Here is a 15,142-nt window from a genome sequence, read left to right on the forward strand (position 1 = left end):
ATGCTCCCATTCCCTGCTGAACATGGGAGCTTGGATAGTTGCAAATCAAAGATGATTAACGATGACATACTTTTGTGGAGGATTCTTTAATATCAGCGGGTTGTGGGGGCCGTCATCCCCAACCTTGAGGGTCGAAAAATGCCCTTTCCAGGTGATTTTCGGCCATATCGGCAGCAGGGGCGGGCGAATAGCGGCTGGCACGAGTCCGTTCGCCAAGGGCGTGCGTCATTGGCTGTCCGGTGATTCGCGTCGATGAAACGGCTTCAGTCGAGCGCGGTTTCCAGCCGTCGCTTCAGCCGCGCCAAGGTTCTGCCAAACACCGCCTCATCTCCGAGAGCTCTTGCCAGCATCAATACGCCCTGGATGCCGATGATGGCCTCTTCGGCGAGCGCCTTCGCCTCCGAGCTGGGGAGGCCGGCCTTGACCAAGGCGCCGGCAAGCGCTTCGATCCAGCGATGGAAATAGCCGCGGATGGCGGCGGAAAAGCGATCGCGCGTTTCGTCGAGCGCAAAGGCGCCGATCAGGCAGACCCGGCGGCCGGAGCGGAAGTAACTGTCCGTCGTTTCCCACATGCGGGCGATCGCTGCACGTGGCTCGCTCTCCTCCAGCGGCTTGAACATCTCCGTCACGAACCAGGCGTCGATATTGGCCATGATCTCCGCCGCCATCTCTTCCTTGCCGCCGGGAAAGAAATGATAGAGGCTGCCTTTCGACAATTTCGTGCGGGCGGTGATCTCGCTCATCGATGCGCCTTCGTAGCCGAGTTCGCGAAAGACTTCGGCTACAAGGGCAATGGCATCCGGCTTTTCGAAGACGGTACGCACCATCTCAAAGGCCGAGATCGGAGAGGCCGGGATGATCTTCTGGCCGGCGGCCGAGCGGCCAGTGGAATTTCCGGTCTTCTTCCTTGATGGGCATGTCGTTGATGGAGGCGAAACGGCGCTGCATCAGGCCGTCGGCATCGAATTCCCAGTTCTCGTTGCCGTAGGAGCGGAACCAGTGGCCGCTGTCGTCATGCCATTCATAGGCAAAGCGAACGGCGATGCGATTGCCCTCGAAGGTCCAGAGCTCCTTGATCAGCCGGTAGTCCAGCTCCCGTGCCCATTTGCGCGTCAGGAATTCGACGATTTCCTTGCGGCCGCGCGGGAATTCGGCGCGATTCCGCCACTGGCTGTCTTCCGTATAGACCTTGGAGACACGCTCCGGATCGCGGCTGTTCCAGCCATCCTCTGCCATGCGGACCTTGGCGATCGCAGTTTCGCGGGTGAAAGGCGGGACGAGAGGCGTCGGCATGATGTGCTCCTTCTAAACCGATTTGTCGTTAATAGACTGATCAGTTTAGAAGATCAAGTGCCGTGATTTGCCAGCTGATGGCTTCAATGGGCGAATTTTCGCGCTCCGGCGACGCAGGCGACGACGGCGAGGGTTACGACGAGCATCGACCAGCTGACGCTTTCCTTAAGAAGGGCTGCGGCGAGCGCGAAGCCGAAGAAGGGCTGGAGGAATTGCAGCTGGCCGACAGCTGCGATGCCGCCCTGGGCGAGCCCGCGATACCAAAAGACGAAGCCGATCAACATGCTGAAGAGCGAGACATAGATGAGGCCGAGCCAGGCAGGACCGCCGATGCCGTCAATGCTGTGCGGCATGGTCATGAAGCAGAGCGCGATGGTGATAGGCAGCGACAGGACGAGAGCCCAGCAGATAACCTGCCAGCCGCCGAGCCGACGCGAGAGTACCGCACCCTCGGCATAGCCGAGGCCGCAGACGATCACGGCTGCCAGCATCAGGAGATCCCCGACCGGCGAGGCCGACACGCCTTGCGCAAGCGCATAGCCGCAGACGAGCGCGCTGCCGAGCACAGAAAATATCCAGAAGGCCGGGCGTGGCCGCTCACCGCCGCGCAGCACGCCGAAGATGGCGGTTGCCAGCGGCAACAGGCCGATGAAGACGATGGAATGGGCTGACGTGACATGCTTGAGCGCCAGTGCCGTCAAGAGCGGAAAGCCGACGACGCAGCCGAGAGCGACGATGACGAGCGAGGTGATATCGCCGCGGGTCGGGCGCTTTTCGCGAAAGGCGAGCAGCAGGCCAAGACCCAAAAGGCCGGCGATCGCGGCTCGGGCAACGGTCAGGAACAGAGGGTCGAAATCCATCACGGCCACCCGCGTTGCCGGCAGCGAGCCGCTGAAGATCACCACTCCCGTCAAACCATAGATCCATCCCGTCGTCGTCTTGTCCATCGCGCATGCTCCTTCTTGATCTTCGCGGTATCGACGCATTTGTCTGGTCAAGCCAGAGACGGTGCAGTACAATTCATAGGAACTGTTATGGTATGAGGGGCAGTACGGATGGATAGCCTGTTGGTGGCAAGCGCCGGCGGCAGCACCCGCATCGAGGGAGTGATGGCTGCGATTTCCGACCGTATCGCCAGCCGCAGCCTGATGCCGGGCGCACGGCTTCCCTCTGTGCGCAGCTTCGCAAAGACGATGCAGGTGTCTGTTTCCACCGTGGTCGAGGCCTATGAGCGGCTTGCCGCAGAGGGCACGATCCGTTCGCGGCCGGGCGCTGGATTCTACGTTTGCGGCCCGCTGCCGCCGCTTTCTCTGTCCGAGACCGGGGCGAAATCAGATCGCAATGTCGATCCGCTCTGGATTTCCAGGCAATCGCTCGAAGTGGGCGACGATGTCCTGAAGCCCGGCTGCGGCTGGCTTCCACCCTCCTGGCTGCCGCAGGCGGCGTTGCGCCGGGCGATGCGAACCCTTGCGCGCGGAGACATGGGAGCACTTGCCAATTATGGGACGCCGCTCGGCCTGCCGCCGCTGCGGCAGCTGCTCGCCCGGCGCCTTGGCGAGCATGGCATCACGGTGCCGCCGGATCAGATCCTGCTGACGGAATCCGGCACGCAGGCGATCGATCTTCTCTGCCGTTTCCTGCTCGAGCCCGGCGATACCGTGCTGGTGGACGATCCCTGCTATTTCAATTTCCATGCGCTCCTGCGGGCGCATCGTGCCAATGTCGTCTCCGTGCCCTTCACACCGACAGGGCCGGATGTCGAACTGTTCGGGCAGATCCTCGAACAGCATAAGCCGCGGCTCTACATCACCAATTCAGCCATCCACAATCCGACGGGGGCGACGCTCTCGCCCGTGACGGCACACCGGCTGCTGAAGCTCGCGGATGCTGCCGGGCTGACGATCATCGAGGACGATATCTTCGCCGATTTCGAGGATGTTCCGGCGCCGCGTCTTGCCGCCTATGACGGGCTCGACCGGGTGATCCATATCGGCAGCTTTTCGAAGACACTTTCGGCCTCGGTGCGCTGCGGCTTCATCGCGGCGCGTCGGGACTGGATCGACGGGCTCGTCGATCTCAAGGTCGCCAGCAGCTTCAGTTGCGGGCAATTGTCGGCCGAGCTTGTCTATCTCGCGCTGAAGGATGGCAGCTATCGCAGGCATGTCGAGGCCCTGCGGGTACGGCTCGCCAAGACCATGGCTGATGTGTCGACGCGGCTGGAGGCGATCGGCATCGTGCCTTGGCTGAAGCCCCGGGCCGGGATGTTTCTCTGGTGCCGACTGCCGGAAGGGCTCGATGCTGCCGATGTCGCGCGTGCCTGTCTTGCCGAGGGCATCGTTCTTGCGCCCGGCAATGTTTTCAGTCTCTCAGATGCGGCCGGACGCTTCATGCGGTTCAATGTTGCACAGTCGACCGATCCCCGGATCTTCGAGGCGCTGGAGGCCTCCATGCGGAAATTGAGATAGCATTTTTCACCGGTGGGTTGCGGAGCGTTTTCGGCCTGTTTGGAAGATGCAGGACGCCTGCGCTCTTGCCAGACGGAAATGATCCGTCATAGCTTTGCCACATCGCCGCTCCAATTGCGGCCCACATCGACTAAGACATATTCGACTAAATGAGGTCGGTCGTGCGCGTTTTGCTTGTTGAAGACGACAATATCCTCGGATCATCGCTGAAGAAGGCGCTGGAAAAGCACGCCTATGGCGTCGACTGGATGCGCGATGGCGAATCCGGCCTCGAGGCGGCGGCGCATTCCCATTTCGCGGCGATCGTCCTCGACATCAATCTGCCGCTGCTAAGCGGCATGGAGGTGCTGCGCCGCATCCGCCAACGGGGAAATTCCGTGCCCGTGCTACTGCTGACGGCGATGGATTCCGTGCGCCAGAAGGTCGAGGGCCTCGATGAGGGCGCCGATGACTATCTGGTCAAGCCTTTCGATCTCGACGAGCTGCTGGCGCGGCTGCGTGCGCTCATCCGTCGGCGCGACGGGCGGACCGAAAGCGTCATCCGCTGCGGCGACGTGGAGGTCGATCCCTCCGCCATGGTGGCGCGCAAGGACAATGTGCAAGTCCATACCACGGCAAAGGAATTCCATCTCCTGAAGCTGCTGATGGAGCGCAGCGGCCGATATGTGACGAAGAACGATATCGAATATGCGCTCTATGACGCCGAAAACACCGTCGAGAGCAATACGATCGAAGTGACGATCTATAATCTGCGCAAGAAGCTCGGCACCGATTTCATCAAGTCGATCCGCGGCGTCGGCTATATGATCGAGCGATGAACAATTCCACGCTTACCCGCAAACTATTTCTCCGTATCGCGCCCGTCGTCGTCGTGACGATCGTCGTGATCGCCGCGTTCGCCTTCAACAGCGCGACGCGGGAGATCAACAATATCTACGATGCCCAGCTCATCGACGATGCGAATGTGATCTGGAGCCTGCTGCGCCGTCCGCTGGAGAAGAATCCGGACCATGCGGCAAAGCAGATCGACGATATCGACTTCAACATGGACAATCAGCTGGCCTTCAATGAAGACGCCGATGATTATGCCGATGCGCACATGTTTCGCGCCTGGGTCGATGGCAATATCCGCTTCTACAGCAGCACGGCCTTTCTCTCGGACGTGCCGCAGCAGAAGGTTGGCTTCACCACGCTGACCTATGGCGGGGACGAGTGGCGGGTCTATTCGCTGCCGATCCCGAACACGACCATCGTGATCGAGCTTGGCGAAAAGATCGCGCTTCGCGAAACGCTCGTTTCCAACATTCTCCTCAATCTGTTCTTTCCGCTGCTGATGCTGGTGCCGGTCATCGGCTTCCTCATCTGGCTCGGCATCAATAGCGGCCTGCGCACCATCCACGGGCTGGTGCGGCAGATCCGTACCCGGTCGCCGGATGATCTCTCGGCCATTCCCGTCGAAGAGCTGCCGCGCGATCTGCTGCCGCTTGGCCGGTCGATCAACCAGCTGCTGGAAAAGCTCGGCCAGTCGCTGACGCTGGAGCGGCGCTTCTCCGACCTTGCCGCGCATCAGCTGCGCACGCCGCAGGCGAGCGTGAAGCTGCTTTTGCGGATGCTGGAACACAGCGACAGCGACCATGAGCGGCAGGCGATCATTTCCGACCTCGTTTCCAGCAACAACCGCACTATCCATCTGATCGAGCAGCTGCTGCGGCTCGCCAGGGTCAGCCACCATCCCCTCAATCTGACAGAGATTACGCTTTACCACTGGATGGCGTCGCTCATTGCCGAATTAGGCAACATCATCACCAGCCGCGAGCTCGATGTGGTGCTGGAGGGGGATGAGGCAATCCAGGTCAAGACCGACGAGTCGCTGCTGCGGATGCTGGTCACCAACCTGCTCGACAACGCCATCAAATACACGCCTGTCGGTGGGGAAATCAAAGTTTCGATCGCTTCTGAGGATGGTTTCGGCCGCATTTCGATCAGCGACAGCGGCCCCGGCATCCCGCCACATGAGAGGGAGGCGGTGTTCCAGCGCTTCTATCGCCTCAACACGCTTCACACGGAAGGGGCCGGCCTTGGTCTCGCTATTGTTGCAGATACGGCGGACCGTCTTTCGGCAATGGTTGATCTTTCTACTTCACGTTTGGGCAATGGTCTTCAGGTCGATCTAAGATTGCCGTTGAGCTAAAAGTACAACGTCTCGTCGTTTTTCATTTTCGCATCATTTTCCGCTCATACCCGGCTCATCTGAGGTTGTTAGACGCAACTTAGGATAAGGCGAAAGGGTATTTCATGCAGGTGTTTTGCGATTTTGATGGAACCATATCCATCGAAGACGCGACGGATATGGTGTTGTCCCGTTTCGCCGGTTCCGAATGGGAAGATATCGAGCAGCTGTGGAAGCAGGGGCTGATCGGCTCCGGCGAATGCATGCGCCGGCAGATCGCTCTCATCCAGGCAAGCCGGGGCGAGCTCGACCGGTTTCTCGACACGCTGTCGATCGATTCGGGCTTCGAGAGTTTCCTGTCCTTTTGCCATCGCGGCGAATTGCCTGTCACAATCGTCAGCGATGGTGTGGACTATTTCATCCGGCGCATCCTGGCGCGCCACGGCATCGAGGGTCTGCCGATCATCGCCAATGTGCTGACTTGCAGCGTTTCGCAGGGCCGCGAATCCTATTCGCTGTTTCCGCCGTTTACGGCGACGGGCTGCGTATCCGGTGCCGGCGTCTGCAAGTGCCGCGTCGTCGATAGCAACGACCTGCGGGTCTACATCGGCGACGGCCGCAGCGATTTCTGCGTTTCCGACAAGGTCGACCTCGTTTTCGCAAAGGCGAAGCTCGTCGATTACTGCGAAGAAAACGGCATTCCCTATGTCGGCTTCGATGATTTTTCCGATCTGCTTCCGAAGATGGAAGCCGTTCTCCCGAGCGTCGAGCGACGCTCCCGTGCACTGCCGCAAGTCAAGACGGCGTGAACCAGACCAAGAGGCATTGAATGAAAACGAATGTAGCCGAAGCCTTCAGCGGCGAGACCGAGTCCGTCCGCTCCGAAGAGGAATTGCGCGCCCTCGAGGAGCTCTATTGCTCCCATGGTGATACGGTTCACTACACCGACAAGCCCAAATTCTTCGAAGAATGCGAAGGTTCCTACGTCTACGATCGGACCGGAACGCCGTTCCTCGATCTGCAGATGTGGTACTCCGCCGTCAATTTCGGCTATCGCAACGAGCGCCTGAACGAAGCCGCCCATCGCCAGCTCGACCGGCTGCCGCAGGTCGCGTCGCAATATCTGCATCGCGAGAAGGTGGAGCTTGCCGCGCTGATCGCCCAGGATGCCGAGCGCAAGTTCGGCCATAAGGGCCGCGTGCACTTCAACGTCGGCGGTTCGCAGGCCGTCGAGGATTCCCTGAAGCTCGTGCGCAACTATACGGGCGGCAAGAGCCTGATGTTCGCCTTCGAAGGCGGCTATCATGGCCGCACGCTCGGCGCCTCGGCAATCACCTCGAGCTACCGCTATCGCCGCCGCTACGGCCATTTCGGCGATCGTGCCCAGTTCGTTGAATTCCCCTATTACTTCCGCGGCCCGAAGGGCATGTCGAAGGAAGAATACGGACATTATTGCGTCCAGAAGTTCGCCCGCCTGTTCGAGAGCGAATATAACGGCGTCTGGGACCCGAAGGCCGGCAAGTCCGAATATGCCGCCTTCTATATCGAGCCGATCCAGGGCACGGGCGGCTATGTCATTCCGCCGATGAACTTCTTCGTCGAACTGAAGAAGGTCCTTGACGATCACGGCATCCTGCTCGTCGTCGACGAAATCCAGATGGGCGTCTACCGCACCGGCAAGCTCTGGTCGATCGAGCACTTCGGCGTTTCGCCGGATGCGCTGATCTTCGGCAAGGCGATCACCAACGGCCTCAACCCACTTTCCGGCGTCTGGGCCCGTGAAGAGATGATCAATCCGGAGATCTTCCCGCCCGGCTCCACGCATTCGACCTTCGCCAGCAACCCAATGGGCACTGCCGTTGCGCTCGAAACGATGAAGATGCTGGAAGAGCAGGATTTCGGTGCGGCAATCATGGAGAAGGGCGCGCATTTCCTCGACGGGCTGAAGCAGCTGCAGAAGCGCCATGCCACCGTCGGCGAGGTCGATGGTCTCGGTCTCGCCCTGCGCATGGAAATCTGCAAGGACGACAGCTACACGCCGGACAAGGCGACGTTGGACTGGATGTGCGACGAAGGCATGAAGGGCGACCTCCAGGTCGGTGGCAAGACCTACGGCCTCGTGCTCGATGTCGGCGGTTACCACAAGAACGTCATCACGCTTGCTCCCAACCTGCTCATCACCCGCGAAGAGATCGATCTGGCGCTTGCGCTTCTCGATCAGCTTCTGACGCGCGCTGCCCGGAGATAAGACGGTGCAACTGCTGCTTCTTCATCTCGATGATGCTTTGGAGTTGCAGCCTGACTTTGTGCGCGCCTGCAAGTTTGCTGGCGCGCACCAGTATTTCGGCAAGAATGCGGGGCAACAGGTTCGGCTGTGGAGCAAGCAGGGTGCCCTTGACGATCTCAGTCGCGAGATCGTCAAGAACAGGCCGACGACCGGCAAGGATCCGCAATTGTGCTTCATGGGTTCCGGCGACTTCCACCATGTCACGGCCTTGCTGCTCGACGGCGCACTCGAACGACAATCCGGTGCGGCCACGCTGATCCATTTCGACAACCATCCGGACTGGGTGAAATTCGACGGCGGCATGCATTGCGGCTCCTGGGTCAATCGCGCCCTTGTCAACCCCTGCATCCAGAAGGTCATCACGATCGGCGTCTGCAGCCATGATCTTCGCAGTCCCGAGCGCAAGGGCGCCAATCTGCACTGGCTCGGCGACGGCAAGCTGGAACTCTATCCTTACGAACATCCGCCGAGCCGCGTGGTGGCCGATTACGGCACCGGTGCCAGCTACCGGCAGGAAAGAGGCGCGCTGCACTGGAAATCGATCGTCGAGATCGGCGAGGAAAATTTCATCGACCACATGCTCAGCCGCATTCGCACCGAGGCCGTCTATGTTACGATCGACAAGGACGTGCTGGCGGCCGATGATGCCGTTACCAATTGGGATCAGGGCCGCATGCGGCTGCCCTATCTCCTGGCTCTGATCAGCGAAATCGGCAGCCGTCACCGTATCATCGGCGCGGATGTCATCGGGGATTATTCAACTCCGAGTTATGCTGGCAGCCTTCGGACGCAGTTCATGAAGCGCGCGGAGATCTTCATCGATCAGCCGCGTATGCGGCAGGGTGCCGAAACAATGAGGAATATCAACAGCGCGGCCAATCACGCCCTGCTGGAGGTGCTGGCGGAGTATATGCAATGACTGGCAGCCTGACACTTCCCATGCTTGGGCTCATCTTGTTCTGCGTGGTCGCGGAAACCGCCCGCGAAGTCTGCTTCAAGCAATCGGCCAGTGGGAACGCCCCCCTCAAGGCGCTGGCAAAACCGGTCACCTGGCTCGGCATTCTGCTCTGGGCCGTGGAGCTTTTCGCCTGGACGGCCGTTCTGGAGCACGTGCCCCTGACGATCGCTTTCCCGCTGATGGCGATGAGCTATGTCGTCATCGTGCTCGCCGGCGCCGTCATCTTCAAGGAAAACATCAACCTGCGCCACGCGACGGGCGTGTTTCTCGTCACCGCCGGTGTGGTTTGCGTGGGAGTCACAGGACTATGAAAATCTTTGCGCACACCCGATGGGACCTGGCACCGGTGCTTGCCGCCGTCGCCCATCTCGCCTTCGACGTCTATCTGATCGTCGGCTTCGAAAGCCGGCCGCTTTGGCTCTCGGCCATTCTCGGCTGCCTCTACGCCGTTTCGATCTCCTGGAACATCAACAGCATATCGCACAACTTCATCCACACGCCCTATTTCAAGCCGCGCTGGATGAACTACGGCTTCAGCCTCCTGGAGTCGGTCGCGATCGGCTTTTCGCAGACCTATTATCACTGGGTGCATATGCGCCATCATTCGGGCAACAGCGACCGTCCGAACGAAAAGGGCGAGACGATCGACATGCTGTCGATCTATCGCTATGGCCGCGACGGCCAACCGGAAAACGTCTGGTCCTATACGTTCCTGAGCTTCTTCCGCGACAGTCTCGGCGATATTCACAAGGCCATTGCCCGCAACCGTCCGTTCGATGCTGCCTGGGGACGGTTCGAGCTCTATTTCTTTCTGGGGCTTGCCGCGCTCGCGCTGATCTACGACTGGAAGGCGGTTCTGTTCTTCGTGCCCTTCTATTATATCGGCAATTGCCTGTCGTCGCTGAACGGCTATTACGAGCATCTGAACGGTGATCCGGACGAGCCGATCGCATGGGGTGTTTCCAGCCACCAGCCTTTCTATAACTGGCTGTGGTTCGGCAACGGCTATCACGCCGAGCACCATTATCGTCCCCGCACCCACTGGACGAAGCTTCCGGCGCTGCACGAGCAGATCAAGGAAGAGCAGGAAAAGAACGGCACGCATGTGATCAGCACCTGCCATGCGCTTGGCTTCATGGCCAAGGAAAACCGGCAGTCGGAGCTATCTCATGAAAGCTGATGAATTGAGCTTCTTCATGGAGGGCTCAAATGGCAAGGGCGTCCTTCTGGTCCATGGCCTCACGGGCGCGCCTGCCGAAATGAAGCTGGTGGCTCGGCATTTGAACCGCAAGGGCTACAGCGTCTATGCGCCACTGCTGGCCGGCCACGGCGTCGATGCGAAGACGTTGCGCCAGACCCGCTGGGAAGACTGGCTTGCCTCGGTCGTCGAGGCATCGGAGCTGCTGGCATCCAGAACGCAGGAGGTCTTCGCCGCCGGTATCTGCGTTGGTGGCAAGCTCGCCATGCTGGCTGCCGAACAGCAGAAGAAGACCATCAGTGCCGTCGCAATCTACTCCCCCTGCTTCAGCTATGACGGCTGGGACGTTCCCTTCTACTATCCGCTGCTGGCCTCGCAGATCGGCTGGCTGTCGCGCGTTCCGTTCCTCGATCGGCTGAGCTTCAGCGAGACGACGTCGCTCGGGATCAAGGACGAGCGCATGCGCCGGCTGATCGAAGGCATGGCGAGCGAAGGGGTTCTGGAAAAATTCCCCGGCAAGGGCCTGGTCGAGATGCATCGGCTGGGCAAGACGCTTCGCAGCCTGCTGCCGCAGATGCAGACGCCGACGCTGATCCTGCATGCCGAAGACGACGATCTCGCCAGCCCGAAGCATGCGCGCTATATTTCCGAGCATATCGGTGCTCCGCATGAGCTGAAATGGATCACCGACAGCTATCACATGATCCATGTCGACCGGCAGCATCGGCAGGTGGCCGATTTCACGGCCGACTTCTTCGAGGCGCGTCATGTCGCAGCCGCTGCTTAAAATCGTGCCACAGCCGATGGGGGAGCCGGTGGCCGAAGTTCACTTCAGTATCCGCGCCATCGGTCGCGACGCATGGAACGCGTGCTTCCCGAGCGACGTCGAGGACTACGATTGCCTGCTAGCGATCGAGGAAGCCGGCCTCGAAGGGTTCGAATGGCGCTATATCACCGTTACGGAAGGTGGGCGCGTGAGCGTCGCCATGCCGGCCTTTCTCTGTCTCTACGCTCTCGATACGACGCTGGATGAGGGATTCCTGCGCCGGTCCGTGCGCAGCGTGCAGCGATATTTTCCGGGTTTTCTCAAGCTGCGCCTTGCATGTTTGGGATCGCCCTGCACCGAGACCGGGTCGATCGGCTTTCATCCCGACATCTCGCAGGAGCGTCGTCGCACACTGCTGACGGAGATGTTGTCCTTCTTCGAGCAGGTCGCCGCGACGGAGCGTTGCGCGCTGATCGGTCTCAAGGACATTCCGGAGCAGGCTTCGGCGGAGTTCGGCGATCTGCTTGCCGCACGCGGCTATGCCTCGATCGGCGGACTTCCGACGGCATGGCTCGACATCGATTTCAAGACGATCGACGAATATCTCGCCAGGCTTTCGGCCGGCACCCGCAAGGATATGCGCCGCAAGATGAAATCCTTCGACCAGGTCAGGGTCGAGATGCGGACGGATTTCGGCGAGTTCCTGCCTCAGGTGATGGCGCTCTATCATGACACGCGCAATCGCAGCGAATGGCAGTTCGAGGAGCTGACGCCTGCCTATTTCCAGGGCATTCTCGCCCATATGCCCGGCCGCTCCTTCTGCGCCTTCTATTTCGTCGAGAACAAGCTGCTTGCCGCTAATCTGATCGTGCATGACGGGCGCGTGGCCATCGACAAGTTCTTCTGCATGGATGGGGAAAAGGGACGGCCCTATAATCTCTATTTCATCAGCTGGTTTACCAATCTGCGCTATTGCCTGGAGAACGGCCTGAGCCGTTATCAGAGCGGGCAGGCCCATTATGCAAACAAGGTGCGCCTCGGCAGCAAGCTGACCGCCAATGCGATGTATTTCCACCATCGCAATCCCTTGCTTCAAAGTGTGCTGCGACTGGTATCGCCGCTGTTCTCGACAGACGAGGCGGATGCGTAATGCCCAATATGCGTTTTTTCTGGCTTGCCGTGCCGGTGCTGAGCACCCTGTACCAGGTCCTCATCAAGCTTGGCGCCGGACAATTGCACGATGCGAGTATGCAAGCCTGGCTGTTGCAGGCCCTTTCCTCTCCATGGATATTGGTGGCTATTGCCGTCGAGATCGTCGGTTTCTTCATCTGGATGAATGTACTGGCCGAACTCGATCTCAGCCGCGCCTTCCCGCTGACGGGCATCAGTTATGTGCTGATCGTCGCGACCGGCTGGTTCGTCTTTGGCGAGCGGGTGGTCGCCCTGCAGATGGTCGGCAGCGGCTTGATCCTGACGGGTGTCTGGCTGATTGCAGGCGCGGGTGTCGAGACGAAGGAGCATCATGAGGAATTGGAGCCGAAGCAGGAGGAACTGCGTACGGGGACCGGCAAGGATAGGTGATGTCCAATATGCAAGCTGACAACCGCCCGAAGGGCAAAACCCCCGCCATTTTCTCCAGCCTTGTCGACTGGTGTGTGAAACGCGGACTTTCCTCCATCGTCACGCGTGGCGCGCTGACCGTGACGACGGCAAGCGGTCGTGTGCTGACCTTCGGCGACGGTACCGGCGAGCCGGTCCATGTCCGTTTCACCGATGATCGTGCCGAATGGGCGCTCCTCATCGATGCCGACAAGCGGCTGGGCGAGCTCTTCATGGATGGGCGCTTCATCGTAGAGCAGGGGACGCTCTACGATTTCGTGGCGATGATGCTGAGGGAGGGGCAGAACACCACCCATCCCCTTATTGCCCGCATCATCGATCACCTCAGGACGAAGCTGCGGATTTTCCGTCACCGCAATCTGCCTGGGCGCTCGAAGGCCAATGTCGCGCATCACTATGACCTCGATGGCCGGCTCTATGAGCTCTTCCTCGACCCGGACCGGCAATATTCCTGCGCCTATTTCGAGCATGCGGACCAATCGCTCGATGATGCGCAACTTGCCAAGAAGCGACATCTTGCCGCCAAGCTGCTGATCGAGCCGAACAACAGCATTCTCGATATCGGCTGCGGCTGGGGCGGTTTGGCGCTGCATGTGGCGGAGCAGGCACCGGGCGGCTATGTGCTCGGCGTCACCCTTTCCGAGGAGCAGCACGAGTATGCTTCGAAGCGCATCGCCGACAGGGCGGGCGGAACGCCGGCAGAGGTTCAGTTTGCGCTGAGGGACTATCGCAGCCTGACAGGCCGCTTCGACAGGATCGTCTCCGTCGGCATGTTCGAGCATGTCGGGCTCGCGTCCTATCGCACCTTCTTCCGCAAATGCGCTGAATTGCTCGAGGATGACGGCATCATGGTGCTGCACACCATCGGCTGCTCGGCGACCCCTGGCTTCACCACGCCCTGGCTCGACAAATACATCTTTCCGGGCGGCTATATTCCGGCACTCTCCGAAATCGTACCTGAGATCGAGGCGGCCGGACTTGCCATCACCGATGTCGAAGTGCTGCGGCTGCATTATGCCAAGACGCTCGAGGCGTGGCGGGAGCGCTTCATGGCGCGCTGGGACGATGCCGCCAAGCTTTACGACGAGCGTTTCTGCCGGATGTGGGAATATTATCTTTCGACGGCGGAGGCCGCTTTCCGCTACGAGGATCTCGTCGTTTTCCAGATCCAGATCGCCAAGCGCAACGACATCATTCCGCTGACGCGCAACTACATCGCCGAGAATGAGGCGAAGAGCGCCTCAAAAGTTGATGTTGAAGGTTCTGTTCAGCGTGAAGCCAATGATGTTCTGGTCGGGTGAGCCGAAGCGCGAGGTAATCGGGCTGTCGGCTGCATCGCCCACCAGGCGGTTATATTTCTCATAGACCTGCACGCTCCATTCCGGGGAGATCGTATAGGTCGCAGCCACGGTGAAGCCGACCGATTTCACACCGGCACCGGCATCGAAGGCATTGATATGGCCATGTCTCGCAGCTTCACTCTCCGAGATGCCGAAGTTGGTGCGCATATACACTGAATTGGCCATCGACAGGCGAGGGCCGGCTGACAGCAGCCATTTGTCTCCGACGGGCTGGAACCAGTCGAGGGCGAAATCCCCCACCAGACCATCACCGCCCCAAAGCGATTGGCGTATTTCCGTGCGGAACCGGAGCTGATTTTCCATCAGCCAATATTGGGCGAAGCCGCCCGCATCGAAATTCCAACGCACCCTGCGCTGGCTTTGCAGGTGCAGATCATTGAGATCGAAGCGGTCATCCCGCAGGCCGACCACGGGGCCGATTTCGAGGCCGCCGAGATCGAAAAGCTGATAGTCGAAATTGTCGTCCGGGGCGCTGTGTTCCGGCGTATCACCCAAACGATGAACGTCGAAGGAGGGAAGGGCGCCGAAGGTATAGTGCTTCGAGCCTTCATAGCTGGGGCCGTACTCAACGGTGGCTCCGAGCGTCACGACCCAGGTATTGGATGAGGATTTGGGAGTATCGTCCGCTCTGGAAGAGGCGGGAAACATACCGACCATAAATGCTGCCAGCAGCCCCGTTCCGGCCAGCGCAGACAGCCGGGCGGAGAAAGATGTCCCAACATTTAACACTCTGACAACACCTGATGCCTGATCGCCCCTGCAGCACTACTAGCACAGCTTGCGGCTTGGAAAATAGCGGAAAATTTGAAAGCAAACACGGCGTCTAGCCTGGGGCCTGAACGCTTCTGCATTGCTTGTGGAAACAAAGGCGCGGCTCGCCTTCCATTCATTGCTAACGCCCCATGAACCATCCCTAGGCAGAAAGTGAAGCCAGCCACATACCGTCGTGGCTACCGCAGTGACTGCCATAAATTCCCGTTACGATAGAGACATTTTATGTCACGAACCTGAAGCGCACGCGCCA

At 59.8% G+C, this 15,142-nt stretch carries 16 protein-coding genes; 12 read left to right on the top strand and 4 right to left on the bottom strand.

What is annotated here, in order from left to right:
* Positions 1-263 precede the first annotated feature (263 nt).
* The 3 genes from GA0061103_RS28240 to GA0061103_RS28250 form a co-directional block, all read right to left on the bottom strand.
* Complete coding sequence (locus GA0061103_RS28240) at positions 264-827, bottom strand: TetR/AcrR family transcriptional regulator (RefSeq protein ID WP_092717182.1); 564 nt, start codon at positions 825-827, stop codon at positions 264-266.
* 1 nt (position 828) lies between these two features.
* Entirely contained in the window at positions 829-1,293 is a 465-nt protein-coding gene (locus tag GA0061103_RS28245) for a nuclear transport factor 2 family protein (protein ID WP_092717185.1), read from the bottom strand.
* 83 nt (positions 1,294-1,376) lie between these two features.
* A complete protein-coding gene (locus GA0061103_RS28250; protein WP_092717188.1) occupies positions 1,377-2,240 on the bottom strand; it encodes a DMT family transporter in 864 nt (287 codons plus the stop codon).
* A gap of 108 nt (positions 2,241-2,348) precedes the next feature.
* Here GA0061103_RS28250 and GA0061103_RS28255 point away from each other — a divergent pair, with 108 nt between their 5' ends.
* From GA0061103_RS28255 to GA0061103_RS28310, 12 genes are all read left to right on the top strand, one after another.
* The gene (locus GA0061103_RS28255; protein WP_092717192.1) at positions 2,349-3,758 is read left to right on the top strand and encodes an aminotransferase-like domain-containing protein; all 1,410 of its coding nucleotides are present in this window, start codon (positions 2,349-2,351) and stop codon (positions 3,756-3,758) included.
* A gap of 161 nt (positions 3,759-3,919) precedes the next feature.
* The gene (locus tag GA0061103_RS28260) at positions 3,920-4,576 is read left to right on the top strand and encodes a response regulator transcription factor (RefSeq protein ID WP_092717195.1); all 657 of its coding nucleotides are present in this window, start codon (positions 3,920-3,922) and stop codon (positions 4,574-4,576) included.
* Positions 4,573-5,949 (top strand): sensor histidine kinase, encoded by a 1,377-nt coding sequence (locus GA0061103_RS28265; protein ID WP_092717198.1) that lies wholly within the window; start codon positions 4,573-4,575, stop codon positions 5,947-5,949. Before GA0061103_RS28260 ends, GA0061103_RS28265 begins: the two co-directional genes overlap by 4 nt.
* 104 nt (positions 5,950-6,053) lie before the next feature.
* Positions 6,054-6,737, top strand: coding sequence for an MtnX-like HAD-IB family phosphatase (locus GA0061103_RS28270; protein ID WP_092717201.1), 684 nt, complete (start codon positions 6,054-6,056; stop codon positions 6,735-6,737).
* A gap of 20 nt (positions 6,738-6,757) precedes the next feature.
* Positions 6,758-8,176: an aspartate aminotransferase family protein gene (locus GA0061103_RS28275; RefSeq protein WP_092717204.1), complete on the top strand. Its 1,419-nt coding sequence runs from the start codon at positions 6,758-6,760 to the stop codon at positions 8,174-8,176.
* 4 nt (positions 8,177-8,180) lie between these two features.
* A complete protein-coding gene (locus tag GA0061103_RS28280; RefSeq protein WP_092717207.1) occupies positions 8,181-9,134 on the top strand; it encodes an arginase family protein in 954 nt (317 codons plus the stop codon).
* Positions 9,131-9,484 (top strand): DMT family transporter, encoded by a 354-nt coding sequence (locus GA0061103_RS28285; RefSeq protein WP_092717209.1) that lies wholly within the window; start codon positions 9,131-9,133, stop codon positions 9,482-9,484. The genes GA0061103_RS28280 and GA0061103_RS28285 overlap by 4 nt, the downstream gene beginning before the upstream one ends.
* The gene (locus tag GA0061103_RS28290; protein ID WP_092717212.1) at positions 9,481-10,353 is read left to right on the top strand and encodes a fatty acid desaturase family protein; all 873 of its coding nucleotides are present in this window, start codon (positions 9,481-9,483) and stop codon (positions 10,351-10,353) included. The genes GA0061103_RS28285 and GA0061103_RS28290 overlap by 4 nt, the downstream gene beginning before the upstream one ends.
* Positions 10,343-11,158 (top strand): alpha/beta hydrolase, encoded by an 816-nt coding sequence (locus tag GA0061103_RS28295; RefSeq protein WP_092717215.1) that lies wholly within the window; start codon positions 10,343-10,345, stop codon positions 11,156-11,158. Before GA0061103_RS28290 ends, GA0061103_RS28295 begins: the two co-directional genes overlap by 11 nt.
* Positions 11,139-12,287, top strand: coding sequence for a peptidogalycan biosysnthesis protein (locus GA0061103_RS28300; protein WP_092717217.1), 1,149 nt, complete (start codon positions 11,139-11,141; stop codon positions 12,285-12,287). Before GA0061103_RS28295 ends, GA0061103_RS28300 begins: the two co-directional genes overlap by 20 nt.
* On the top strand, positions 12,287-12,718 hold the full coding sequence (locus tag GA0061103_RS28305; protein ID WP_092717220.1) for a DMT family transporter: 432 nt from the start codon (positions 12,287-12,289) through the stop codon (positions 12,716-12,718). Before GA0061103_RS28300 ends, GA0061103_RS28305 begins: the two co-directional genes overlap by 1 nt.
* Before the next feature lie 8 nt (positions 12,719-12,726).
* Positions 12,727-14,058, top strand: a complete 1,332-nt coding sequence (locus tag GA0061103_RS28310) for a class I SAM-dependent methyltransferase (protein ID WP_425349558.1) — start codon at positions 12,727-12,729, stop codon at positions 14,056-14,058.
* Here the strand turns inward: GA0061103_RS28310 and GA0061103_RS28315 are convergent.
* Entirely contained in the window at positions 13,999-14,775 is a 777-nt protein-coding gene (locus tag GA0061103_RS28315) for a MipA/OmpV family protein (RefSeq protein ID WP_245304893.1), read from the bottom strand. The genes GA0061103_RS28310 and GA0061103_RS28315 overlap by 60 nt on opposite strands.
* Positions 14,776-15,142: the final 367 nt, after the last annotated feature.

Origin of the sequence: Martinezella multihospitum (assembly GCF_900094585.1) — a bacterium.
GTDB classification, from domain to species: Bacteria; Pseudomonadota; Alphaproteobacteria; order Rhizobiales; family Rhizobiaceae; genus Rhizobium; species Rhizobium multihospitium.

Coding starts and splice junctions, on each gene's coding strand:
- GA0061103_RS28240 (WP_092717182.1), bottom strand. CDS start 827: ATGGTGCGTACCGTCTTCGAAAAGCCGGATGCCATTGCCCTTGTAGCC.
- GA0061103_RS28245 (WP_092717185.1), bottom strand. CDS start 1,293: ATGCCGACGCCTCTCGTCCCGCCTTTCACCCGCGAAACTGCGATCGCC.
- GA0061103_RS28250 (WP_092717188.1), bottom strand. CDS start 2,240: ATGGACAAGACGACGACGGGATGGATCTATGGTTTGACGGGAGTGGTG.
- GA0061103_RS28255 (WP_092717192.1), top strand. CDS start 2,349: ATGGATAGCCTGTTGGTGGCAAGCGCCGGCGGCAGCACCCGCATCGAG.
- GA0061103_RS28265 (WP_092717198.1), top strand. CDS start 4,573: ATGAACAATTCCACGCTTACCCGCAAACTATTTCTCCGTATCGCGCCC.
- GA0061103_RS28270 (WP_092717201.1), top strand. CDS start 6,054: ATGCAGGTGTTTTGCGATTTTGATGGAACCATATCCATCGAAGACGCG.
- GA0061103_RS28275 (WP_092717204.1), top strand. CDS start 6,758: ATGAAAACGAATGTAGCCGAAGCCTTCAGCGGCGAGACCGAGTCCGTC.
- GA0061103_RS28285 (WP_092717209.1), top strand. CDS start 9,131: ATGACTGGCAGCCTGACACTTCCCATGCTTGGGCTCATCTTGTTCTGC.
- GA0061103_RS28290 (WP_092717212.1), top strand. CDS start 9,481: ATGAAAATCTTTGCGCACACCCGATGGGACCTGGCACCGGTGCTTGCC.
- GA0061103_RS28295 (WP_092717215.1), top strand. CDS start 10,343: ATGAAAGCTGATGAATTGAGCTTCTTCATGGAGGGCTCAAATGGCAAG.
- GA0061103_RS28300 (WP_092717217.1), top strand. CDS start 11,139: ATGTCGCAGCCGCTGCTTAAAATCGTGCCACAGCCGATGGGGGAGCCG.
- GA0061103_RS28305 (WP_092717220.1), top strand. CDS start 12,287: ATGCCCAATATGCGTTTTTTCTGGCTTGCCGTGCCGGTGCTGAGCACC.
- GA0061103_RS28310 (WP_425349558.1), top strand. CDS start 12,727: ATGCAAGCTGACAACCGCCCGAAGGGCAAAACCCCCGCCATTTTCTCC.
- GA0061103_RS28315 (WP_245304893.1), bottom strand. CDS start 14,775: ATGGTCGGTATGTTTCCCGCCTCTTCCAGAGCGGACGATACTCCCAAA.